7 protein-coding genes and 1 tRNA gene are annotated in these 26,688 nt (G+C 38.6%); 3 read left to right on the top strand and 5 right to left on the bottom strand.

The window, feature by feature from the left end; genetic code table 11:
* Window positions 1-1,254 precede the first annotated feature (1,254 nt).
* From dapD to HBA_RS00060, 3 genes are all read left to right on the top strand, one after another.
* Window positions 1,255-2,079, top strand: a complete 825-nt coding sequence (dapD, locus tag HBA_RS00070) for a 2,3,4,5-tetrahydropyridine-2,6-dicarboxylate N-succinyltransferase (protein ID WP_097032035.1) — start codon at window positions 1,255-1,257, stop codon at window positions 2,077-2,079.
* A gap of 2,806 nt (window positions 2,080-4,885) precedes the next feature.
* Entirely contained in the window at window positions 4,886-5,125 is a 240-nt protein-coding gene (locus HBA_RS03410) for a pyrimidine/purine nucleosidase domain-containing protein (RefSeq protein ID WP_457920945.1), read from the top strand.
* Window positions 5,126-9,500: 4,375 nt separating this feature from the next.
* Window positions 9,501-9,577: transfer RNA gene (locus HBA_RS00060), tRNA-Met, on the top strand.
* Between the two features lie 1,755 nt (window positions 9,578-11,332).
* Here the strand turns inward: HBA_RS00060 and recD are convergent.
* From recD to lgt, 5 genes are all read right to left on the bottom strand, one after another.
* On the bottom strand, window positions 11,333-13,180 hold the full coding sequence (gene recD / locus HBA_RS00055; RefSeq protein WP_097032599.1) for an exodeoxyribonuclease V subunit alpha: 1,848 nt from the start codon (window positions 13,178-13,180) through the stop codon (window positions 11,333-11,335).
* 16 nt (window positions 13,181-13,196) lie between these two features.
* Window positions 13,197-16,721 (bottom strand): exodeoxyribonuclease V subunit beta, encoded by a 3,525-nt coding sequence (gene recB / locus HBA_RS00050; RefSeq protein WP_097032033.1) that lies wholly within the window; start codon window positions 16,719-16,721, stop codon window positions 13,197-13,199.
* A gap of 2,397 nt (window positions 16,722-19,118) precedes the next feature.
* On the bottom strand, window positions 19,119-22,523 hold the full coding sequence (gene recC, locus HBA_RS00045; RefSeq protein ID WP_097032032.1) for an exodeoxyribonuclease V subunit gamma: 3,405 nt from the start codon (window positions 22,521-22,523) through the stop codon (window positions 19,119-19,121).
* Window positions 22,524-23,047: 524 nt separating this feature from the next.
* Entirely contained in the window at window positions 23,048-23,842 is a 795-nt protein-coding gene (thyA, locus tag HBA_RS00040; protein ID WP_097032031.1) for a thymidylate synthase, read from the bottom strand.
* Window positions 23,843-23,848: 6 nt separating this feature from the next.
* Window positions 23,849-24,721: a prolipoprotein diacylglyceryl transferase gene (gene lgt, locus HBA_RS00035; protein WP_097032030.1), complete on the bottom strand. Its 873-nt coding sequence runs from the start codon at window positions 24,719-24,721 to the stop codon at window positions 23,849-23,851.
* Between the last annotated feature and the right edge of the window lie 1,967 nt (window positions 24,722-26,688).

Genomic DNA, 26,688 nt, shown 5'->3' with positions numbered 1-26,688 from the left:
TTTCATGGAATACTACTTTAACTTTATAAAAGACTAGAATTTAAATATGTTATACTATTGGCTTTGTACTACATACAATTTCAACCCCTTTTTTTCTCAGTTCATCTAACTATAACACTCAAAAACGCCTGTCTATAAAAGAAAGGCTAACTGATTTACATTAACGAATCATCTTCTGTTCTTCATGCGAGAAAGTTAGCGAAATTATTTGACCTACTGGTAGATCCCACGGGGTAATGTATACCGAGTATCTCTCTTACGAGCTATTGTAGTATTTATGATGAATTTGTTAATGCGCATTCTATATATTGCTAGTATATAGTTACTGCCAGAAATAAAACGTGAAAGTTATCTGCATTAGCTACATTTTCTCTAACAGAGTTGGAATATTACGCTATGAGTAACATTTCGTAGTGTAACTAAAAATAAGCGTATTGCGTAAATATTTTTTTTACTACCGACCATGAGTACAGTCGGTATGTACTTATCTCTTGATTTATGTTTTTAGGTTTAGGATGCGGCAAAACCGTTGTTAGGCTTTTTAGCCTGTTTGAATATGATAAGAATGAACGAATACTGCTTTACAGGCAGTATGAAGTAAGTTTCGTGTTAAATATTTCTTGTTTTTTTTAAATGATGTGACTTTAACCAACTTTATTGCTTCCATCTCAGCTAACCTGGCATTTTAGTTAATGGTGTTATCCGACTGCTACGAACCATTGGTACTTATTAGTTTGTATACCACCCGCGTTGGAACCAAAATTTTTCCATTTGTAATCAGAACTATTTTAGTATTATTAAATTAGTTATCGCAATGACAGTTGCGATGTATTACCACAATTTTGTGTACATATACCGTGCAATTTTTTATTAACTGAAACGGGATAATAATAAAATATTGTCATCGGGATTTATCTGGGATGGCAGCGTGCGGCTGTCTGACTATTTTTTGCTATGTGCAATACCTCTATCCATACTACGGTATTTGAATATAAAAGCCTAGGTAATATTTCTGTCGTCACCTTAAGATGGTGTAATAATTTTTAGCTAACGGAGCTTTATTAGCCTAAATTACTGGTTACCTTTAGAGAGTTATTTATCAATTTAGACATTGCTCAGCCTGTAATGTACTCAGGAACAACAATATAAAAAAATGAAGGCGTTTGCTTGACAGCGAAGCTAAAGCCAAACTATAAAATTTGATATTTATAACGTTATAAATTTTATTAAGCTGATAGATAAGGATACTATAAAATGAAGTCATTACAGCAGGTTATTTATACCGCTTTTGAACAACGCGCCGCTATCAAACCAGAAACTGTTGATGATATTACCCGCGACGCGATTAACCAAGTAATGGCGCTGCTTGACAGTGGTGCACTGCGCATAGCGGAAAAAATCAATGGCGAGTGGTTTACCCATCAATGGCTAAAAAAAGCAGTACTACTCTCGTTTTGTATTACCAACAATACGCTAATCGAGGGCGGAGAAACGCGTTTCTTCGATAAAATACCAGTAAAGTTTGCCAGATGGGATAGCGATCGCTTTCAACGCGAGGGGGTACGTGTAGTGCCGCCGGCCATCGTGCGTTATGGAGCCTATATTGCCCACAATACGGTACTAATGCCCTCTTATGTCAATATAGGTGCCTATGTTGATGAAGGCACCATGGTAGATACTTGGGCCACAGTTGGCTCTTGTGCGCAAATTGGTAAAAATGTACATTTATCTGGCGGCGTAGGTATCGGCGGTATTCTAGAACCTTTGCAGGCCAACCCAACTATCATTGAGGATAACTGTTTTATTGGGGCCCGTTCTGAAATTGTTGAAGGTGTGATCGTAGAAGAAAACTCAGTTATTTCCATGGGAGTTTTTATTGGCCAAAGCACCAAGATTTTTGATCGCGCAACTGGTGAAGTAAGTTACGGCCGTGTGCCGGCCGGCTCGGTGGTGGTGTCTGGAAATTTACCCTCCAAAGACAGAAGTTATAGTCTCTATTGCGCGGTGATTGTAAAAAAAGTTGACTTTAAAACCCGCGGTAAGGTAAGTGTTAATGAGTTATTACGTATTATTAATTAAATATTATTGACAGCGGACGTGATCTTACTCATCAAAAGTGTTATGAGATTACATAAATTACATGTGAATGATGAGTGAAATAAAATTCATCTGCACGATCGGACTGCGATGCAAATATTAAAACATTAGACAACTTATCCAATTTAGAAGCTGGGTATTCAATAAAATTTCGACAGCGAAGAAGTATCTAAAATGACCTATGAAACAATAATACGGTTTGTTAAGTCGAGGCATCAGCACAGAAACTTTATATAGTCATGTTTTAAAACATACCCTAGGAACAAAAGCCTTGATAACAGTATTCCGTCCCAAAAAGAACTTGCGGCAATGCGCCGCATAGTTCAGAGTTTTTATATTTATTCAAAATGTTTAGCGTGTAATATCGCTAATAAATTATATTGCCTGCGGCTCTTATGATGGTTAAGTACTCCGCTTTACCATTCAGCAATAAATCAGCCTTTTCGACGCTGAATCAGCCATACGCCACATCAAATTCTAAAAGAAAATTTTCGTCAGCGCCCCTTGTGCTCTACTGCTTTAACCTCACGTGAAGGCAATATTAGCATAGCACTGACTTGATACTGCAGCTTATCTTTTTTTTACTTGTTAGAGTAAACACAACATAAAATTATGCAGCAGTGTCGTCCTCTTATCTGTTGTAGAGATAATAATCAGAAAATTATCTTGTTAGATATACGTCAATTCATGGCTTCCATGATATCATTTTCCCATTGAGTCACTTATCTGACGACTATGATCTAGTATAAAATACTTTATTTTATTAGTTAACAGTTAGTTACACCGTGTACTATATTAATAAATACACTTATTAACACCATTGTGTGCAACTATCATACACTTGCTGCTTTGAATGAAAGACCTTATATTAGTCTTGAACCTAGCAAACTCAACTTTTGCTTATGCAGCAATATGTAATTTAATAATGTTAAAGAACCAGCATAATTCAAATGTCAGTTGTTGCTAGTTATAGTTTTTAATTAATGATTAAAAATCAGCAGTTCTGTTGCTAATCGTATTCGATTACGTCAATTGGTAAAAGTATGGCATGAACTAGGAGTTCATCCGTAGTCAAAATTATTGATGTACATCGTGTTATTCACCTACGATGTAGGTAGTTTATATTATATAAAAAAGATTAAACTTTATGTAAAGCAATACATAAGCGCTGCTTTTAACTCCGAAAGCAATGATAAAAAATCCTCGTGCAATGTTAAGCGAGGTTGATCTCTAAAAGTGATCAATTTCAGAGAACAAAACAAACTTCCTGATCTGCGGGAAGTTATGCAACTACCAATCAGATAGATAGATATGCATACTATCAGTATTTGTTCTTTCTCTCCAAAGCTGTTTATCGCTAAAAAAATGGCATAACGTTGTTTTATATCAATATTGCTATATTTATGCTTACTGTATATGTCTATATTGCTTATTAGCTTAGTACTAAATTAGATTACAATAATCTGTGTCGATAATATTGCTCTTTGAGCAACGTTTGCCTTTGAAAGGCATGTTTTTTATCAATTTTGTCTCGCCAGTTTTGCGTTAAATTCTTCGCACTATTCATGCGGTACAATCTTATTAAGGAGTCGGTATTTACTTTACTAATATGATTGTTAAGGTTGCTTAACCTTTTGTTCTCAATAAAAGTTATTATAACTTTTTATAAAGCGTAAAATAAGTAAAGTAATTAATTAATTAGCATATTGCTTTTATATTATATCGTTAATTAAATTTTAAACGCATTATAATTTGTTTATAAACAAAATGTGGTTTTACGGCGATAGTTGTAACTTCAAGATGGTTTTGTTGCATTACCTATGATCACTCTCTTACTAATAACTTCATACAGTTTACCCCTCTACCTGCTAATGCATCGTATGACCGATGAAGCTTTCGCATCAGCAAAATGTCTTTTAAAATCTAACTGTAATCGGAGTAAATTAAATTTGCTCTATGCCTACATCAGTTAGGCTTATATTACCCATATAGTTACTAACTATATTAACATTGTAGTTAGTAGATTTACTCTGACTATTTTGGTTGCAAAGTCAGTGTCAGTTCAACTTTCGCCAAAGTATAATCCTGTGCCACCGTGCGGTTATAGCAGTAAATTGCATTACTGGTACTTTAAAGGCAATATGCTTGCCGGGGATAGCCTTTTGTCTTCTTGTTAGGTAACTTAGCTGTCATTTATTGCCAGTATACTACATAGCTCTTGTACAATTTACCCATGCTAGAGTAACGATTGAGTTCTTATTTTTTATCATGTTGCAGTGATATGCATTAAATTAATTTAAAGCGTAACAGTACAGTTCTAAAGTAACCACCATGATGTACTATGGACCAATATTACGCTTTTACAATCTCTGATGATGGGGAAATTAATCCTTGCTCGCTAGTGCTCTGAGTCTAGGTTGCTTTAGTTAATACCGCATGACCTTCTAAATTGCTATTTATTTCTTACTGGTTGATATTTATCAATTTTGTATGCATTATCTTTATTCAAAGATACGAAACCCGCTGCAAGTTGCAATTAGCAAAATTAATCTAAACAACCTACAGCGAGGATCTTTAATCTTATTGAATTAAAAAGTTCTAAAATGTATCTAATTAGTTTTAATCAGACTCACTGGACCTACCGTGCAGTATTACATACCACGGTTGCTTATATTCAGTTAGAATGTAATTATTATAGAGAGCTATCTTGATTAAGTATATTAACTCGTTAGGCTTTATGGATCTATTATTGCATGTATATATGCGTAGGATACGCCGCTAGCAGCGTATCCTTTATCAATTATTTTGCAACTGTGCACTGATTGTGCTTAATTATGGGATCCAGAATAATAGTAAAATAAAACCGGTTGAGCGCTATCAGAATTTTGATATCAATGTGTTACGCCACGCACGTAACACAAAGTTTGAATTAATTAACCAGACGATGGAAGCATTTATCTATGACCATATCATCCGTTTATTGCAGGCTAACTTTGTTTGCAGTATTGCAGGATATCTTGTTTATTAACAACTATACTATAAGTGTAGTTAAGCATTAACATTTTAATTTATCACACATATTTATCAGATCACAAATCTGGTGTTTTTCATTTTATGCCTTACACGAGATGAGGCGCCTAATATAAATTTCTGCGGGGGCTTGCATTCTATTAACGTAAGCGAATATAGCTACGCTAGCGCTGCCTGTAATCAGTTTAGGATTACGTAAATTGAACATTGGCACATTCGCTAATTGGATGAGTGCGACGTAGCTCCTTATGAAGAGGGAGGCTAAGCCTTTGGAGATACACAATAGCATTATTAAAGAGTGCCATTTTATCAGATGTTGCCACTAGGTCTTATTAGACCAAAAAAGCGCTAATTATTTCTGAGCGCTGAACGAATTTATTGTCAGCACTCTTGGTGCCGAAGCTATTAATACCATTATTATATCATTGTTAATGATTTCGCAGAAGTGCCAGTCATATGAAAAGTAATATCAGGATTTTAGAAAAAACAACGAGGTAGCGACCATGTTTATGGCTTCAATTGGTCGTTGCGCATCACTTATGATTTTCAGTATTCGTTTAAACTTTGTTATTAAAATATAGTTAACCTTAATTTGCATCGTGATCAGCCGTCATAATGCTTGACGTTAGACGTCGGGAGGGGCTTTCTCTGGCATCATCGCGGGCAACTTTAAGGAAAAATGTCATTCGCTCTTTATCCAGAGACACGGATTTTATCAACTCTGCATGATGAAGCTGAGATTATGTGTGGTTATGTAGATGTATTGCTTTAGGTCTTCATCATCCTAAAGCTGATGAAATTGCCTGGTAGTTCCTATCTTTTTTGCAATAAAATTGGGATGTAACTTTGATCGATGTTGTAAAAAAGTCGGTTTTATCGCTGCGATGGGGTGTTTCTCATTTATATAAAGTAAAATTAGGAGGATAAAACTTTGTTTTAATGATGTAATTGTTATTGATAGTTGATCTTTTAACCAGATCAATCTTATGCCTGCGGCAGAGTGCTATATGTTTTCCCCCTTTTAGGGAACTATTTGTTCTATTAACTATTATCGCACTAGCTACACAGCTTGTCAGTTTTATTGCAACTAGCAGTATAAAAATAAAAAAAAACTCTATCCCACCAGCAATTATCGCAAGATAAGCGCATGCGTACGTTAGTAACAAATATTTACAGGAGTTTGACATGCCAGTCATTCGCGTGGGATTTAGTTGTGAATTTATACCCATTAGCATACTAGGGGGAACAGTTGATTTATATTCCTGGGTTAACAGGGGTGTACAGTCACAAAATTCCAGGCTAGCGTTGCAGGTATTGATCTCACAATACGTTGCAAAATTATGATTAAAGATCATATAAGTATGCTTTGTTTCATTATCCGTTTGAACGATTGTTAGGGAAATAACGTCCCAAGCTGAAATGCAACTATGGTTTGGCGGTGTTACAAAGTTAAACAAACAGCTCTACCTACAAGCATCGGTTAGGTTAAAACGTCTGCTAACTACACAAGACGGGTAAAAAATTTTTTTTGTATCAGCAGTGGAGGTGATAACGCTATAGCAACCGTTTTGATAAGCGGATTATAGCAAATTCTATTTTGGTAATGCGATGAGGTTACTAATGCTTTTGGCACCTTCTTCTGTTTTTATAGTTTTGAAAAGTAAAGAGCTGTTTAGAACCATTTCTAAGTCTGTTTTTCCTAAAATTAACCCTCTTAGGTTTGTTATTTTGAATTATTGCGCATAGCCTACATTTTTATGCCTATCAGTATGTACCGCTTAGTGTATGTGGCTTTATTAGGCTCTATAAAACAATACTTACGAGAAAGAAGTCTACTAATCAATAAAACATTTGATTCCGCACGTTAATAACCAGTATATATTATGACTAGGTCAATTATAGAGTAAATTTTTTAATTTACCTGCGAATAATAAGTTTCGCACGCTTACTAGATAATTTAAGAATTTCTCCCGTTCAAATGTTAGTTATGATATCGCTAGTTCTTTTATTCATAGCCATTCTGGATAACCAATAAATGCTTCATCTTGACTTTGTGGATATAAATTACGGTATAGCTAATGATTTTATCATTAATTTAGTAGATTTCGATAACGGTATATGTTTTGTTATCAAACTGCGTTGAATTACTCTCGCTTGAGTATTGGACTTATTAGTCCATCAGTGCTATAAGTCGTAAAATTGCAATAAACATCACAAGGTTGTCACAGCTATGTGACTAGATATAAAAATTTGAGTGTATCGATTAACTAGAATAGTTGAGTAAGTTATTTTTATAAGAAAAGCTATAGCTTTTTGAATCTGTAATTATTTATTGTAATAAAAATTATTAGCAAATTTGACTACATTGCTTTTTAGTTCAAAAAAGAAGTTTATATCTAGTTAACAATAGGTCATTAGCTAATATTTATGGTGTTATTTTCATGTTAAGAAATTTAATATTGGTCGAAAATTAGCTTTATTTTAATTTCAAATTAATTAGTTAATGATATTACTGATGAAATCACTTATTAAATAAGTGACGGCTGGCGTTATAGCATTTAATGTGGTAGATAGTTTCAGTACGTTATAAGAGATGAACGCTACGGTGTTTCGATTGTCCTGAATAAAATCTACTGAAGGGGTAGTTAAAATTAGCACTTCACTATTAAGTATAGTGTACTAATTTTTAATTGTGCTGTACTACTTTTGATAATTATCAATAGAAAATCTGCTGTCATCTAGCAGTAGCGTTAGACTGCGTGCCTAAGTTCCATTGAAGCAAATCGTCGATTGTGTTTACTTCTGCTGAAGTTCTAATTACACACTATAGAAAATACATGTTTGCTTACCAACAATCTGATCTAACGTGTATGTTATTAGCACTGACCTTACTTTCCTTTTGCTCTATGATAATATTAAGCAGAGTGAGCCATCACGCACCGATAATGAATTGCGGCCGCCTATGATCATGGCTATGTAACTAAAATAGATCCCTTGTGCGTATAATGAGCTAGCTCAAATTTAAATATCAGATTGTAAAGAAATTCTCTCTGCAATGATCATGCAAGAGTATATGGTATGTTAAATACAACGTTGTTTGTAGTAGATGATGAGCAATATAGCTGTCGCACAAATTATAAATACTTATTCGATATACAACTATTTACTGGCTTTGCTGATTAATTACCGCTGCTATGTAAAAAACTACCACTTTTAATTAAGTGACCCACTATTAAGTTATCAGTTATTTTCTAGCAATTTATTACTGACCTGGATTACAAAATATCAATACCGGGTCAAAATGCGTTCAAACATGGGAATAGCAATATCACAACTTCTGAATAAGTTAAGATCGGCATCAATCTAACTCGTAAGCGCGTTTTTAGCCCCGCTCAATTGTAGCTTGCACAAACTCTTACGCAAGTACAAAAAAAATATCTGCATATCAAAATAATGGTTTTACTTTTTGTAGTCTTTGCTAGCAAGCAATTATGGCGCCTAAAGAATATTAACCCAGAAAAATCCTCCTACAAGTCAATCTGATGATTGATGGCGTCCTGCGTAACGCATAACTTGTTCATAGTTTTAGTGAAGAAATTTCAGCAACATTCCATTACGTGAAACACCTATAAGGTATTAAGTGGAAGGCATTGTTTGAACATAAATATTTTTGGGGATTGACTATTCATGATTATAGGCAAAAAAATTGCATTTTTGAAAAATTATAACTAAGTATCTTTTATAAAGCTGATTTAGTAAATCATACAATTTTATTTTCAAAATAGGCCGCAATGTAAAATAATCTTTGATTTGTTTAAATATATTTTATCCGCAGGATCGGTAGCAATAGTAAAGTATCGCTATGTCTTCGTCTCTTTGCTTATGCATCTAGGGTTAGTATTAGTTAACGGCATAATCATCCTGGTGAATAGGCTATTAGAGTATGGTTGTATCGTTCATGTTTATTATGTTACTTGAAGTCCTTTTCAGGTGTAAGTTACAGGAGCCAGTAATGGCGGAAGTAATAGTGACAGGATTTAGTCAGTATTTACTATAAAGGCTTTATCGCGTTTTCGTCATTTATTTATACTGCTCATCTGCAATTCATAGATGGAATTTATACACGGAAAATAGTAATAATAATGGGAATGCCAAATTTTTACTCTGTATTTATAATATTTCACGCTATTAATTTCAATGTAGAAATCTAGCAGAAATATAATAATTTAAGGTGTTAATATCTTTTTATGTGTATTTATTTATGAGTATAATTTAGTGAGTTTATATTAAACAAATACTACTCTATAAATTGGGAAGAAATTTACAAAAAATAAGTTGACTAAAGCCGCTATAGTTATATAATAATCCATAAGCGCGGGGTGGAGCAGTTTGGTAGCTCGTCGGGCTCATAACCCGAAGGTCGTCGGTTCAAATCCGGCTCCCGCAACCATACTTATCTAAGTATGTAATTTTATTACATTACTACTAGTAATGTACCAACTTTTCAATTACCAGTAAGAGTATTAATAGTCAATGATAAGAAAGTTAACTAGCATATAACTGTTACGTACTACTTGCTAGTACGTAGCAGTTATACTACTGTGAAGTAGTTTATTTTCTACCCATGTTTGCTCAAAGTCAATTAATTAAAGCCTCATGTAATGTACACTTGCTTCTCTAGCAATAGAGAAGGTTATCATAGTTTTGTCTAGATTAACGTATAATATTACACGATTATAATTTATGCTTGAATTTTTCAAATAAAATTTAGATTAGATTATATCTATTTGTTGTCATTCTACTGAATAATGAGATTATTACTAGATATAATAATTTTTGCATATTTAGCAATTTTTGATAAGTTTAAAGCAAATATTTAAAGCGTAAATCAGCAACTATGATTATCACTGCTTTTTATAAAAGCAATTTTCACTCAGACTAGTTTTCCTTTTTGTTTATTAATCTTATTTCGAATGTGAGTATTCGAATTAAATTTTTATCCGGACCAATTTAAGCCTTAAGCTGGCAACCATTTTGTTCTATAAAAACAAAGATAATACGATAGTTATCGTACTATAACCATGTTATTATCTCACGAACGTGAATTAGTTTTCCCAATTAGGCTTCAGTAATATCGGATTATCCGCTAAACACCTACTGCATTTTATCTTTTATGGTATAGGCAGGGATTAAATTACCGTTTAATGTATATAAACACAGGGTATAGAGGTGTGTTTTGTATCAAACACCACTGTCGGCAAAATCGTATTTATAAATCATATTTATATTGTTTCCGATCAATAACTATCATGCTTTGTGTGTTGTTAGTCGGTTATAACGATACTTGGCATTGCAGCAGCATAAATAATAGCACCACATTTATTATATAAATAGCGATACATCCCATTTTACTGCCGGAATAATAATTTCTACTTCTACCATTTCTGTATTTGCCTTGCTGTACGAGATAATACAGAAATTAATAACTTAAGTTCTGCTGCGACGAGCACGCCTAATATTAAGCGATAAAATACATTGATGCGTGCCATACATCTTCTAATATCGTTCTAATATGATACTGATGGAAATCTTTTATTATGAAATCGCTTTTAGCGGTTTTTTTACTTTAGTGATGATTATTACCTTTTGTAACCGGAAATTATCTATAGCAATAGCCATAAAGTAATTCCCATCACTTTGGTAAGCGCTTCAGACAAGCCTAAGAGGCTACTTAATTTTGTTTTCTAAAGCAATGATGGTTATCATACAACTAAGGAAAATATTATAACAAGCCTTAAATATTGGCTTGGTCTTATTTTGTATTGGTTATGAAATAACAATAAAGCATGATCCTGTGAGATCAATACCGAGATAAAAGTTTAATATAATTAGCTTTAGGGAAGATAAAAGACAGAGGGGATGTCCAAGTTAAGCAACATCATGATTCTTACCTAAATAAATTTACTTATAAAAACATTATTCTACACAGGGGATGCCACAATGACATCAGGATCTGCTGGTATTACGCAGAGAGATTTAACACAATAAGAATTAGATAAAAATATTCTGTCCAAGAAGGAGGACAGAATGTTGAGCAGCCATGCAAAAAACTAATTTAGATAAATAGTGTAAACTCTATGGTATGGATGCTATTAATCCTAGCCGTAGCATGTCATTAAACTTAGAATAGCAGCGATAGTGCGTTTTAATCGGTGGCAAGTCGTTCGATAAGGCCACTGCTTCGCAGGGTTTTAGTTTTAATAATGTGCTGCAATACCTTCTCTGTAGCGTATATAGATAAACGTGAGCGTGCACGTGTCACAGCAGTATAGAACAGCTCTCTCGTTAATACTGGTAATATTTTATTGGGTAACACTAAGGCTGTGTGATGGAATTCCGATCCCTGAGATTTATGTACCGTCATCGCGAACGCCGTTTCATGCTCAGGTAATCGTCTCAACGATATAGTTTTAACACCACCTACTGGTAGGGAGAAATGCACGCGTAGCGTCTGTTGACTGTCCCAAAGAAAGATACCGATATCACCGTTATACAGATCTAGTTCCGGTGCGTTGCGTAATATCATTACCGGACGCCCTGCGTACCAGTGTGCGGTATTATCGAGAGCGATCAGCCCCGAGTTGCTTAAAGCCCACTTAATACGTTCGTTAAGGCCAGCGATCCCGAATGGTCCTTCTCGCAGCGCACACAACAGTCGGAATCGGTTAAAGGATTCAAGAATTTTGTCCGGTGCATCGTGTTTGTGCACTTGCTGCAAATAGTCTTTATAGCCGTCAATGCAGTCGTTTAGCATACGCAGATATTCCTCTGCATCACGTAACTGCTTGTAGTTGATATCCCTCTCGATGCCGGCTTTAAGCAACTTTATCGCACCCTTGTAATCGCCAGTGTGTATAATATTTGCTAGTCGGTTAATACCGGAACTTTCATCAAAGCGGTAGTTATTACGGAGCAGGCATAAACTATCGGCGACTCCATAACCGCAGCATCCTGTATCATCTTCCGATAGCGTAAAGCCCGTTAGACGCGACAGCTCCGCGCGTCGCTCGGAGCTGTATCCACTCTCTGCGAACTGGCAGATATCGCTCAATACTGCTCCTGCCTCCACCGAGGATAACTGAAAACGATCCCCCAAAAATATCACTCGCGCTTGCGGCGGTAGCGCTGCAATCAAATTAGCCATCATCGTCAAATCAATCATTGACGCTTCATCAATAATCAAAATATCTACTTGTAGCTGATTGTCTTGATGATAAATCATCTTTTGGCTATTGGGCTGCGCTCCGAGCAAATGGTGCAGCGTTATTGCCTCAAGCGGCAGCAGTTGTTTCTGTTGTTCATTTAGCCCCAGTCGCTTTAAGGCCAAGCCAAGAGATTCGCTCAGGCGCGATGCTGCTTTACCCGTAGGGGCAGCCATAATCATGCGTAAGCGTTTGTTGTTGTTCAACTGCAGAAAAGCAGCCATCATCTTGGCTACAGTTGTGGTTTTACCAGTGCCAGGACCTCCAGATATCAGTGCGACTGGGCGTGTTATCGCGACTGCTGCCGCGATTTTTTGCCAATTGATTACTGTGCCGTCGCTAGGGAAATAACGTGTAAGGACCGAGGCGATGTTAGTTCCGTTATATTCTGCAGGTGGCGGTCGACGTTTGAAAAACTGTGCCACTTTGCATTCATAGCGCCACATGCGTTGTAAATATAATCTCTGCTTATCTAGTACTAGTGGCGTTGGATGCGAACCGGAGCTAACTGCCTTGGAATTTAGCAGTATCTTTTGCCATTCTTCAAGAGAAGGTCTACCGGCCCGCAACCAAGCCTGCTGCGCTAGTAACGGCATACGGCCGTTAAATAGTTGCGCAGGCATTAATCGTTCTAGGGGTAGGCAAACATGTCCTGAACTGGCATTAGCGCTAAGGCAGGCGCTAGCCAACATTAGTGTAGGGTCGGCTGATGTAGCTAGCATTCGGGCGAATTGGACGTCCAGTGGTCGAAATAAATGTAACTGTTGCGCTTCGGCAAGAATTTTTTCCATATACGAGCTACCTACGTTAGCCGGTAAATAATTTATCAAGTCCATCAATTAAGTCGATATCCGGTCGACAATGAAAAATACCGTTTCTTGGCATTGACGAGTTAATGCCGCGTAGAAACACATAATATACCTCGCCGAAATCGCGCTGGTAATTATAATCTATTATGCGGTGTCGCAAAAAACGATGCAGCGCTAAAGTATAAAGTTGGTACTGCAAGTCATAACGATGGGTAATTATGGCCTGTTCCATCGCCGATAAGGTATAGGCTGAATCATTTTCCCCTAGCCAGTTAGATTTATAGTCCAGAATGTAATACCGGCCCTGCCAGCGAAAAACTAGATCAATAAATCCTTTCAATATTCCCGTAAACTGCGGAAAATCTAACGATGGGCAACGTGCTGAAAGCGGATCATAGCGCTTGCAGAGTATATCAATATCACGCGCTTGTACTAAAGAGTGTATAAGCAGATAAAAAGATAGTTCAGTATGGCGGCTGTCGGGCGCAATGTTTGCTAGAGAAATCGATCTGTTATCCAGCGGCATAGCAAGAATGTTTTCTATCCATTGCGTTATTATTGGTAGCCAAACAGTATCGATGCCTTGTTGTGTTAATTTTTTGTTGAGCGACTGTGGGTCTAATGACTTGTTAAAATTTAAAGTTTCAAGCAGGCTATGCAAAAACCTTCCGGTTGACGTGCCTCTCGGAAAGTTATGCTGTGTCAGCGGTAGAATTTCCTTAGACTTACAATCCCTTGCTGCATCTCCGTCTAACCATAGCTGCAACTCTATCACCTCCGAGCTGTCGTGTTTTTGCAGATCAGAATAACTGGTGATTCGCCATGTATCTCGGGGTAGCGAAGGACATTTTCGGACGCTCAATGTGGGTGTTCGTGCAGGTATTGGCATAATAGTTTTTGCTGGGGTAGCGAGCAAATCTTCGTACAGTACAATATCACCGCTGGAACGAGAAGCTAGCGCCGCTAGCTTCTCTCGCAGGTCATAAGCATAACTATCCAGCCCTTGCTGAATAAGGTAACCTAATGCACTTAAATGAAGATTGCTGGCACCATTTTTTTTACGGTTGCTGCAGCATAGTGGTGCGATACCGATACTGCAATGGTAGATAGATCGCGTTAGTGCTACGTACAACAGACGTAAATCTTCCGATAGCCTCTCCTCTTCTGCCAGCCGTAAACTCTCTGGTGCCGCGTTGAGATCTAGCCAGGCACTGTACGTAATACGATCGTGAAATAGTGGTCGCTTTTGCGTGTGGAAATTGGCCGCGAACGGCAGGAACACTAGTGGAAATTCTAAACCTTTGGATTTATGCACCGTAATGATTTGTACTAGGTGGTGATCGCTTTCTAGCCGCACTTGTTGATTATTAATTTGTGGATTAGGGGATTGTACTTGAATTTCTAGCCAACGAATCAGTGCAAATTCGTTATCCAGTTGCGTCGAGGCTTCTTGCAGCAATTCTTCTAAATGTAGCACATCTGTAAGCCGACGTTGCCCCCCCTGGCTTGACAACAAGCTTTCCGCAATGCGATAATTTTTCATTATTTGACGCAACATTGGTTGTATTCCATTTTTTTGCCAGCGCTGGCGATAACAGGTAAACTCTTCGATCAATTGCTCCCATCGTTGATCGTCGTTATTTAGCGCATTTATTGTGGCTGCATTAAAGCTTAGCAGTGAGGTAGCCAGTGCGCGTCGCAGTGTAATATCTTGTTCCGGCATTAACACTGCTTGCAAAATCCATTGTAGTTCTCGTGCCTCTATCGTCTTAAAAACGCTATCTTTGTTAGAAAGATATACGGATGGGATCATAAGTGTCGCCAGTGCATCACGTACCAGAGCTGCTTCTTTGCGGTTGTGCACCAGTACCGTGATATCTGACGCTTGCAGTGTTTGACGCCCTTGGTGCTTTTCTAGCCACGCTTTTCCTTCCTGCGCTGCATAAAGCCAGTCACGAATGGTAGTAGCACACTGACGAGCCATGCATTTTTGGTACTCTCTTACTCCTACGCCGGCACCAGGTTGTAGCCATATGTGCATTGCTGATTGAGGTTGATTATTAACAACTAGTCGGAAATTGACGTTACCCTCGGCGGCTATTGCCGGTACAAAAGGAATATCGCTAAAAATAAATGGCTCTGGCAAGCTTTGAAATATGTGATTTACTGCATTGATCATTCCTGGTGTGGAACGCCAGTTGGTATCAAGGGTATAGTGACAATTAACTTCACTTCGGGCTAGCAGATAAGTAAAAATATCCGCGTTGCGAAACGCGTAAATGGCTTGTTTAGGGTCACCTATCAATATTAGACCGCAGTCTGATTGACCGCTGTAAATCCGGCGAAAAATGCGATATTGCTGTGGGTCGGTATCCTGAAACTCATCGATCATAACTACTGGATAGCGTATACGCACCGATTCTGACAGGTTTTCACCACTATTGACTAGCGCTTTTTCCAGGCTACTTAGCAAATCGTTGAATCCCATTTCCGCCTTGCTTTTTTTTTCCTTTTCTAGATCTTGACGCATTTCCACCAATGCCATACTGAAAATAAGTTCGCGCAGCGATAGTCTCTGTTGATAAAAGGCCTCTATCTTGACAAATAGTTCATGTTGTGGTGGTTCGTTGCCTATGGTTTTTTCTTTTAACACTGAGCTTGTGAACCGCATTAATTCATCTGGTACTTGATAATTTATGGTGTTTTCATTCGCCCAGCGATCGGTTTTTGCAAGCCAGGTTAGTATATTTTTATTGCTATAAACGCGCCGGTCTAGTTTATACTCGTAGAGTATCGTTTTTAGCGTTGATGATGCCGCGCGCCATTGTCTCTTAAGGTCATTAATGCTAGCTATTATGCGCTCATGACGAGCCAAGATAGACTCGGTTATATCTGGTGGATTAAGTATCATCGGTGGTTCACCCTGGAGATAAGGTAGCAATTCCTCCAACAATTTTTCAGGTCCTTCCCAGTACTGTAGTACGATTCGTGCAACGTCTATTGGCAACGGATAGCAATGGCGGCGCCAAAAATCAGCGATAAATTGCTGGTTCAAGGATGATTCATTTTCTAGCAATGTTTGATTAAATAGCATTCCTGACTCAACAGTGTTGTAATTAAGTATGTGCTGGCAGAAACCATGGATAGTATAAATCGCCGCTTCATCTATCTGCCGCTCGGCTGCTAGAAGATGCGATGCGGCCCATCGTAAATCTCTAAGTTGCGCGATTAGTGCCGCCATCAGTGGATCCGCGCTATTGCCTTCCAGGCAGGCCATCCTCAGTTGACGTATATTGTTACGGATACGGCCGCGCAGTTCCTTAGCGGTTGCCTTCGTAAAGGTTACCACCAATATTTCTTGTACATTCAATGGTCGTGAATACGCGGACTCGCCACCTAACCCAAGCATAAGTCGTAGATAAAGCATTGCCAAAGTATAGGTTTTTCCCGTTCCTGCTGCCGCTTCGATAAGACGACTACCATGCAGCGGTAATGTAAGAAGGTTAAGTTGTTCGGTAGTCATTAATGCAATCAATTTCCTTTTATTGTATCGGTAACATATGTTTCACAGAGTTGATTCATAAAAAAACAGATTCTATCCGTTAGAAGGTAATCAAAATAATTGTTACAGTTGCATTGCTGCCAAAAAATTGCGATAATTAAATTAATATACTTACTGATTGATATATCGTGCTAATAATAGTTGCTTAGCAAGGTTAGGGTCAATGTTTTCAAATGAGCAATCAGACGGTAGCGTTAATAAAAACGCACATTATTATGATGTAAATGGCCGGTAGAGAAATTCTCTTTTTCTTCTAAGGGCTAGAAAGCTTGTGCTACAGCAATGCTAGCAAATATTGCTTATATTGCTCTCAATTAGTTGTGTTTATAGTGTGCATATGCCGGACTACCTGATTAAAACAATCGATATAGCGATGTAAAGATATATAGATTAATTACGATTGTTGTACAACACAAACCCCGATTTTATTTCGATGACCGCCGGATATTAACAGTATAAATACAGCAATAATCTATATTGCTTCCTGAGTATTAAATTTCATGTAACTATATGATGTAAGAGTCTAGATCTGCAGAAACATATAACTATAAGTCATTATTTATTACGTCTTTTATCCGATTACAATTTAGCAAAATATAGATCTTGCAGTTATTAAGGTGTACTCGGTGCTGTAGATCAGCTTTTTAATAGTTGCTCATAGTAATGTTTCAACGGTAATTTCATCAGAGCGAGCTTTTGTTAAGTTTATTCTTATAATAACTGTGTGCAATTCACAGGTTTTTTTGTAGCTCACGGTACAGCTTTTGAGTCTAATTTGTGGATGGTAAATTGCGACCTCTGAAATGTATAGGTTTGTAGATGTAGGAAAAAACCAACACCGCCCCTCATAGGTTTAATTGCTTAGTTTCGCCAGTGTGAAGAGAGTAGAAAAATAATTATTTGATGCATATATAAAGCATAACGAATATAAAACTTGATTATATGTGCTATATACAGGCCGTAATATTAAAAATTTAATGTGTTCACCGCCTGCAGTTAGTTAATGAACATAAAATTTATCATGCTAATAATATATTGCATTGTCATCTCTATAGATCGTCTATTAAAGTCGCAGAGTGTTTAGAACAATGCGTAATATGGAGATGCAAGTTGTAATCTTAGCAATATGAATATTAATTGCGATAGTAGGTATCGTAAGCATGGTGATCAACTCCATATGTAGTTTACTGACTATATAAAGCACAAAACGATACAATAGATAATCTTATCGTGTAGCGTGTCTAGTCTGATAAGTCAGATGCGGTTACGCGGCTGCATGATAATTGGCGCAGAGAAGCATACCTTATGGCAGTTGTCAACCAGATAAGAGATATGCAGCAGATGTTACACTGTCAACTACAGCATGAAATCTATTAGTTATTTGATATAATTCATGGTAATCGCTGGGAAGCAGAAATTTTGGTCTGACATATAAGTTATTGAGTCAAGATAGTTGTTTTTAATACCTTGATGCTGTAACATCAATAGAACGACAAATATACAAGATAACCATTTTCTCCGTCCATGCTTATAATTTTTGTTAAAAAGATAAGGCTATAATAAAAAAGCTTACTATGCCAATTAATTATTAAAACAGATACGGGTGTATATGATGCATAACATTTGCAATACTTATATAATATTTGAATTTTATTGTATTGCTTGTTTAAATTATTTGGTAATACGTAACCGTTGCAACTCACATGGCAGTGATTACTAGCACGGAAATGAACGGCGCTGCGAAGTTCTGTGGTTGAAAATGCGATTCAATATAGATGTCATATATGCGTTATATCCTTAGATAAGATTCATTATTATAAATAACCGTTACTGTCAAATTAGCTAAATGATAATACTTGTATGAGTGTTGTAGCGCAATGTGCAAATTATCGTTGAGTTACAGCTCAAATTGTTGCTAGACATTCACGCCTCCGGGAATAAAGAATTCAAGGATTCAAAACCGGATCTATATCAATGCGCAGGTGCCGCTGCTTTTGTTCGCCTTTCTTTTAGCTATAGAACTAACGTATGATGTGCTACTATTTCATTTAGATCATAGAGATTATATGGTAGATTAGCCAGAGTAATTGTGCAGAGTGTTATTAACTTCCCATCAATCATCGGTATTTGAACACAGCCGCAAGCAAATTAACCTCTGTCTTTATCTGTACCCCCTAATAACATGTCATGCCGTTATCTTTTTGCCGCTAGTCTTTTAGCAGGGTGTATTATTGTAATAAGGTATGTCATTTGTTTCTACTCGCTTTTGCTTTTATTATGAAACTGCGGTATGCAAAATCAATGCAAAATTCAATCACGCGTTTAACTAGTGTTAATATTTTATCTAAGAAATTGGCCTTAGGCTTTTTTTTCGCGTTTTGCTACCCCAATCTGTGCCAAATTAAACATAAAAGGTGTAAGTAAATACTGTTCAGCAGCTGACGTAATCGCCTTAATATGTTGTTTATTTAATTGACGAATCAACCGTTGCAGATAAGGATCCTCGCCTTCGCCTGAAATATGCTGATTTCCCTGCCAAGCTTGGATAAGTTTCTCATTAGCTTTTTGTTGTTTTCCCTCCTCGTAGTTAATGCTCTTCGTTACTGGGTCGTAACAGTAACTTATCCATGCACTTCCCGATCTTGGTAGCAGCAGCAACGGCGATACCATACCTCGACAGTAGCCGGAAACCAGAGAGAGTAAAAACTCTTTTGCCCTATAAACGGGCAGGGGCGCGAAATGCCATTCTCCGTGCGTACCGATCATCCAGCTCTCTCCTTCGGCACCCATAGCGCAGTATGCGAGGTGCTCTAACCACAGTAGTAGTCCGTCTTGTGCCGATAGATTACCGGGACGCCAGCGGAGTAATCCATTATTTTGGACTTTTAGTAAACAACCGGAAAGTTTTATATTACCTAGCATTAAATCAATTTCAAGACTGTGAGTTTTCGGCAATTGCCGTATTATAACTTTCTCAGATAGCTCCTGCATCTCCTTGTACTGCTTGGCCCAATAAAGTTCGCCAAATACGCCATAAGGCAACAAACCAGCCGCTAGAACTTGGCAGAACAATCGCTGAGTGCTTTCTCCGTTAATAATGGTATTTACTAGTTTGTTATTTAGCTGATAGCGGTTTAAACTATCGATAACAAAAGGTTCGTATCTCGATATTTCAGGAGGCCTATAGTGTAAGGAAACTTTTAGGCGCTGTACAAACCAGGCACGAACCGGATGACGATAAAAAGACAGCAGCTTATCTAGCGTCAATACGTGGTAGGACTCCGCCGTCAATGGCACTATAAAATCCGGTTGTGGATTGCCCTCTCCGCTGGCTGCCGGTAACCACTCGCTAGCGAAGCTTTGAGTTTCGCTGCCTGGCATAAAGTTATCTGGTTCGAAAGGCATGCGGCTATGCCACTGCCATAGATGCTTGCGCACTCGGTTATTGCTACTTTCGGTATTGGCGTGTTCGTCGCCGGGCAGATAAAAGCTTTGTGCAATATAATCGCTTAGCTCGTTCACAAGCATTGACGGATAATGTGTCGTATTGTCCTGAATAGCACGTCCTATAAAACTAATATAGAACTTTTCCTGTGCAGACAATAGCGCTTCTAGAAACATATAACGATCATCATCACGTTGGCATCGATCGCCACAACGAGATTGCTGTGTCATTAAGTCAAACCCTACTTTTGGCTGCGTGCGCGGATAAACCCCATCATTCATGCCCAAAAGGCAAACCACTCGGAATGGAATAGAGCGCATTGGCATAAATGTACAAAAGTTGATGCTGACCGCAAGAAATCTTTGGTTGACATCCAAAGTTTGCTCCAGCCGCGCGGTCAACGCGTCCTGTAGCATCGTCACCAGCACGGGTTGATCATACCTTTCTTGCAAAGCACATTCCAAAATTTGCCGCCATTGATTTTCCAGCAGCGTTAACGCTGCTTCTGCTTTCGCATCGGGCGCGAAGAAGTCTTCTATCATTTCGTGGGCGTAGCCAAGCCAAGTTTCTGGGGAGTGAGACTGGGCCAGTCTGTCGCGCCATTTGCGTAGTTGGATCAACAGCTCAGCCAGTTGGCCGACTAGGCCAGCTATCAAACCGCTGGATTCACAATAAGGCAGAATACCTTGCCATTCGTCGCTTTCGTTATCCATGGCATAGCCTAGTAGCATGCGATTTAAGCCAAATTGCCAGGTGTTCTTGCCGGTGGCCGGCAGCATTAGTTCGCGCAGTGTATCGTCATCTAGCCCCCATCGAATTCCTGACTCAGTAACCCATTTGCGCAGTAGTTGCAGTTTTTCCTCATCAATGGCAAAGCGGTTTGCCAGTGCCGGCACCTCAAGCAATAGCAATACCTGCTCGGCAGTAAAACGGCTGCGTGGTAATTCTAGCAAGCTAAGAAACGCTAGCAAAACAGGATGGAGATGCTGAGTTCGTCTATCAAAAATTATAAAAGGCAGATACCGTTCATTTCCGTTATCGCCAAACACTGCCTGTATAGCCGGCGTATAATGTTCAATATTTGCTACCATGACCATTATATCGCGCGGGCTCAACGTCTGGTCTTCTGCCATCATTGCTAGCAGGCTGTCGTGTAATACTTCTACTTCCCGCTGCTCACTATGGCAGATATGCAGGCTTAAAGAGCGATCATTTAATTGTAGAGCTCGCTTGTCACCACTATGTTTGATCATCTTACTATTTTTTCCAATTACTGCGTGATTCTCAAGTGCTAGAATATCACGCTGAATCAGGCTCAAAAGTTTATCGCCAGTTGGCTCTACAAAAGCATCTACTTCAGTAATATCATCTAGTTGCGCTAGTAGGTAAAGATTATCACTACCCTGCTTGCCCCAGGAGCTTAGCAGAGGATTGCCTACTTGTTGTTCTCCGAACTCGTTTAACAGCGCTTTGGCCTGTTTCGGACAACAGAATAACGATAACTCTGTTTCTTGCTGATAGTGCCGTCGGTGGCGGCTTAACAGCCGCGCAAGAAAATCGCGGTCACGGATATTGCCCCAATAATAGCGGCAAGGATTTATGAGCAGCAGATAGATGTCGATATGATGACTTAAAGCCTGAAGCGTCTGCAGGAAGGTAAGCGTAAGCGCAGAGATGCCGCAAATAAATAGTCTATCGGGCAATCCAGATGGTTTATGCTGACTTTCTGTCAAGGTTTTGATAAAACACTGTTGAAAATTAGCGTGATGCCACATCGGCTTTCTTGCTTGTTCCGTTGCTACCATTAACGCCTGCCACAACTCGGCTTGCCAGAGCTGGTCTTCGCCAATACCGACAATCAATTCGCCCCGCTGCCAGCTTTCTAGCCAATCAGGGCGGTATAACATATACTTGTCAAACAGCTCCGCTACCTGGGTCGCGAATTGGAAACTTTTACGCTTATCATCATCCCGTAGATATTCGCTTATCGTCGTAAAATCTTGTTGTAGACACAGGCGCGGCAGTAGCTTCATCAGCCTCCAGGTCATAGCCTGTTTTGTAAATGAGCTTTCGTTAGGAATATAGGGAATCATGCGAGTAAACATTTGCCAAATAAAGCTGGTCGGCTGCAGAAATTTAATATTAGCCGCAATGCCGAAGTGTGCTGCAAATTTCATTTGCATCCACTGTGCCATACCAGTGTTTTGCACCAGAATTATTTCTGACTGGAAGGGATCTCGTATCGGGTTACTCGCGATTAATTGATTAGCAATGGTCTGAAGGGTATCCATTTTATTAGAATGATAAACAGTAAACATACACTCCGTACTCTGCGGTCTTTATTCTGTCTGAGATGGGGATCATTACAATGATGTGCTAACTATAATGCAATCTTTAGAAATTCAAGCCATCACGTAAGTATTTTTTACCAGATCTTGGCATAATGATTCGCTCAAGTTGATGAGATCATTGGTAGTCAAATTGTCATAGCGGTAGCTAGTTCGCAATCTGTGGGCAGGTCGTTTAATCAAAGTAAATCCGTCAGACCTGTGACTTACTATAGATCTAACGATATTCCGTTACGATTGGCATCGTACAACTTCTAGTCGTGGTTACGAAGTTGCATTGTCTCGTTGGAATTATCAAACTTGCATTTGTAGTCATCATGGTATTCTCCAGAGTTATGAGTATGAGATCATACACCAAGCTTGCTGTGCAATCCTTCATCTGCTCCTAACTTATGAATTTAACAGCGCCACGATCTGTATCGTGGCATAGACAACATTAATCCATAGAATCATATTTATGCGAAGCTATTATTTATTTCCTGCTGATGTGCATTCTATACCGCAACAGGTGCTGTGATTGACGGATGTGGATCGTAGCCTATTAGTTCAAAATCCTGAAAACGGTAATTAAATAGCGATGTTGGCCTATTCTTTATAAACAATTGCGGTAGTTCTCGCGGAACACGGGTCAACTGCAGGTCAGCCTGTTGTACATGGTTATTATAGAGATGAATATCTCCTCCGGTCCAGACGAAATCACCGACTTTTAAATCGCACTGTTGCGCTATCATGTGTATCAGCAGAGAGTAGCTAGCTATATTAAACGGTAGACCTAGGAAAATATCGCATGAACGTTGATAAAGTTGACATGATAAAGCACCGTTGGCTACATATAACTGAAATAGCGCATGGCATGGCGCTAGAGCCATTTTGTCTAGTTCTCCGACGTTCCAAGCAGAAACGATAATGCGGCGAGAATCTGGATCTTGGCTAATCTGGCGTACAACTTTGGCCAACTGATCTACCTCCCGTCCATCTCTGGTTCCCCACGCGCGCCATTGTCGGCCGTACATCGGCCCTAAATTTCCGTTTTCATCTGCCCACTGGTTCCATATGGAAACGTTGTTTTGCTGCAAATAGGCAATGTTAGTGTCGCCGTTAAGAAACCATAGCAACTCATATATAATTGACCGAAAATGGCATTGTTTAGTAGTTACTAAAGGAAAACCCAGGCTCAAATCGAAGCGCATTTGATGTCCGAATACCGACAGAGTGCCAGTACCTGTACGATCCACTTTAGGTGTTCCTTGAGTCCGCACCATGTGCATTAAATCTAAATACTGTTTCATAGTACTTCAAGAAATATGTTGCTTGGGATGGTGGCGGTATGCCCAAGTGATTATAATCACGCCAGCTAGAATCATAGGCAACGATAAAATTTGTCCCATGCTGATGATGCCGCTGAATAGGCCTATTTGGGCATCCGGCTCGCGGAAAAATTCCACTAGAATTCGAAAAATGCCATAGCAAATTAAGAATAAACTAGAAACGCTGCCGATATGCCGCGGTTTACGTATAAATAAATTGAGTATTATAAATAATATTACGCCTTCAAGCAGCATTTCGTATATTTGGGACGGATGACGAGGTAATGCGCCGTAGTGCTCGAACAACCCTTGCCATTGCGGATTGATCTGAATCAGAGCTACATCTTCTTCTTGAGATCTAGGAAACAGCATTGCCCAGGGTGTATCAAAGGTAACCCGGCCCCACAGCTCGCCATTAATAAAATTGCCTAACCGGCCAGCGCCTAAACCGAATGGTACCATGGGCGCTACAAAGTCGGCAACTTGAAAAAAATGGCGTCTGGTGCGATTGGCGAACCAGAACATCCCCACAATAACGCCTATTAAGCCGCCGTGAAATGACATGCCTCCCTCCCAGACCTTAAACAGGTATGAGGGATTATCGAGAAACAGAGGCAGATTATAAAATAGCACATAACCGATACGGCCACCTAAAAACAGCCCGATAAAACTAACATACAAAAGATTTTCTACTTCTTCTTTATGCCAACCGCTGCCGTGGCGATGTGCGCGTCGTACCGCCAGCCACATTGCAAATATAAATCCCACCAGGTACATTAAACCGTACCAGTGCAAGCAAACCGGGCCCAGGTGAAAAATTATTGCATTAAATTGAGGAAAAACTAGATAATTAGTCGTCATTTAAAGCCACACAATGTCGTCTTTTTTTATTATTTATCAGCCGAATGCCATGCCATCTGCTGTACATTTCATAAAATATCATCTCACGCGACGCGCGAAGTTAGTATATATGAACGCATAGTTGCGAGCTAGTGATAGTAAGGGAATATAAATTCTTATCTGTCTGTATATACATTACTTGCTTAGCTTCCGCCTAGACTGAGCTGCATCATGATTGCAGATACTAAATGTGAGACTTTGATGCTACTAGTGCATCAATATTAAACTAATGATCCGCGATTTGCGCTGCTCGGCTTTGCGTCGTATGTAGTTTTACATTGCGCAAAAGAATATTCGTAATCTTCTTTATATCCCCTTCCGTAAGGATACGTCCGTTAATACGTAGAGTTTAATCACCTATGTTTGCAGCAGTAACGCACTTATCAGATTGCCGGTTATTTTCCGCAAAGATGAAAACAAGCACTAGCCATGCACTTAATTCGTTTAGGTGATGATTTTCTGCAATAACGGCAATATAGGCAAGGATGCCATGGTTATAATACATCGCTGTTACCAAGTCATTAATGTGTTTTAACGATAACAAATAGTTGTGTCAGGTAGTTCGTACCGAATGACAGAAAACGACTGTCTCACCAACATCGGTGGCATAAATACTATATTGTTTTATATTCTGCTCTAATGTCTAGGCGCAGCCTGATGCCTCTTATCGTCAAAATAACACTTCTTTGACCTCTATTGCGGTCGCTGGAGATGTGTTTATTTCTCCTTCGAGGAATAGGAGATTGCAACGTAAAGTAAATTTTTTTTATTCTCGAAGAGGTGCTTATGTTCATGCTCAAAATCACATGCAAAATCACATAAATACATTCGTCATTTTTAATGACGCTTGCTTCTTTACATCATTTTTATTATTTAGGTGAGCTTGCGTTCTTAGTTGATAAATAACTAGTGTTTTTGCACTAACACCACTCCTTATTTCTTAACAGTTTACCGCGGTAGCATTTGTAGATACTAATTAGTAAACGTTTAATTAAGTAACAGCTATTAGATGTCTACTTCCTATTATGATCAGGTTCTTTCTGACATGTACTAAGATAGCAGTGTGAAAATTATTGTCGTGTAATTTATCAATTAGTAATATGAATTACGCGAGTTATTAAATTATATTACGAGGAATATCATCAAGCTAAAACGCAGTCGTTGTTTTTTTCGAAATAGCTTTCGCTAAGCAGCGCGCATTTCCTAGCCAAATGTTCAAATCACTTATTGAACTATTTATTTTCCCGCGTTCGTTATTTTTCGCTAATATATCGTGTTTTTGCCACGCATCATAGAGATGTCTATGGTCGTAACAACTTAAACTATCCTACATAATATCTTGTCTAGCTGGCAGTAAAATAATGCTGAAACTGTGAATTGGGCACTACATGAGTTAAGCGCCAGGGATCAGCTGCTTGTGTTCGAGGTCGCTATTTAGCAACAAAAAAGCTTTTTGCTAAAAAACTTGGTGAAGAATGCTTGCTGTTTTCCCAACCTAGTCCCTAAAACGATAGTCATTACTGTGCGGCAAACAGGGCGCGAATACGGGCGCATATTTGTTGTACTAGCTGAAATGAGGATGTGTAGTTGCAACCACGGTTAAATGCTGGTTAGTCACGTTCTTGACTATCTTTCCCCGAAACGATAACTTATTAATCACTCTTGTAGAATTTTTAGTGGTTCTGCTAATTTATTAGCAGAATGCTTAAGATCTTAGAGTTGTAATTGTCAACGCGCTAATTAAGGAGCTAAAATTTATTGTACACTGTGTAAGTGTGAGCGTTCGTTAAGTTAATCAACTTATACAGTCGTTAAAATAAGCCAATAATCTCTTGATTAAATGCCAGCATGATCGTTCGTGCTAGAGTTTTATTTGAATATAACTTTACTATCAGGTAACAAACAGCGTTAATTGTTATGGGCTAAAT

It is taken from the genome of Sodalis endosymbiont of Henestaris halophilus (genome assembly GCF_900161835.1).
Taxonomy (GTDB): Bacteria; Pseudomonadota; Gammaproteobacteria; order Enterobacterales; family Enterobacteriaceae.
This window is presented reverse-complemented; position numbering and strand designations above follow the sequence as displayed.

Bases quoted from the DNA above. Each gene is read 5' to 3' on its own strand.
- dapD (WP_097032035.1), top strand. From the start codon at position 1,255: ATGAAGTCATTACAGCAGGTTATTTATACCGCTTTTGAACAACGCGCC.
- recD (WP_097032599.1), bottom strand. From the start codon at position 13,180: ATGGAAAAAATTCTTGCCGAAGCGCAACAGTTACATTTATTTCGACCA.
- recB (WP_097032033.1), bottom strand. From the start codon at position 16,721: ATGACTACCGAACAACTTAACCTTCTTACATTACCGCTGCATGGTAGT.
- recC (WP_097032032.1), bottom strand. From the start codon at position 22,523: ATGTTTACTGTTTATCATTCTAATAAAATGGATACCCTTCAGACCATT.
- thyA (WP_097032031.1), bottom strand. From the start codon at position 23,842: ATGAAACAGTATTTAGATTTAATGCACATGGTGCGGACTCAAGGAACA.
- lgt (WP_097032030.1), bottom strand. From the start codon at position 24,721: ATGACGACTAATTATCTAGTTTTTCCTCAATTTAATGCAATAATTTTT.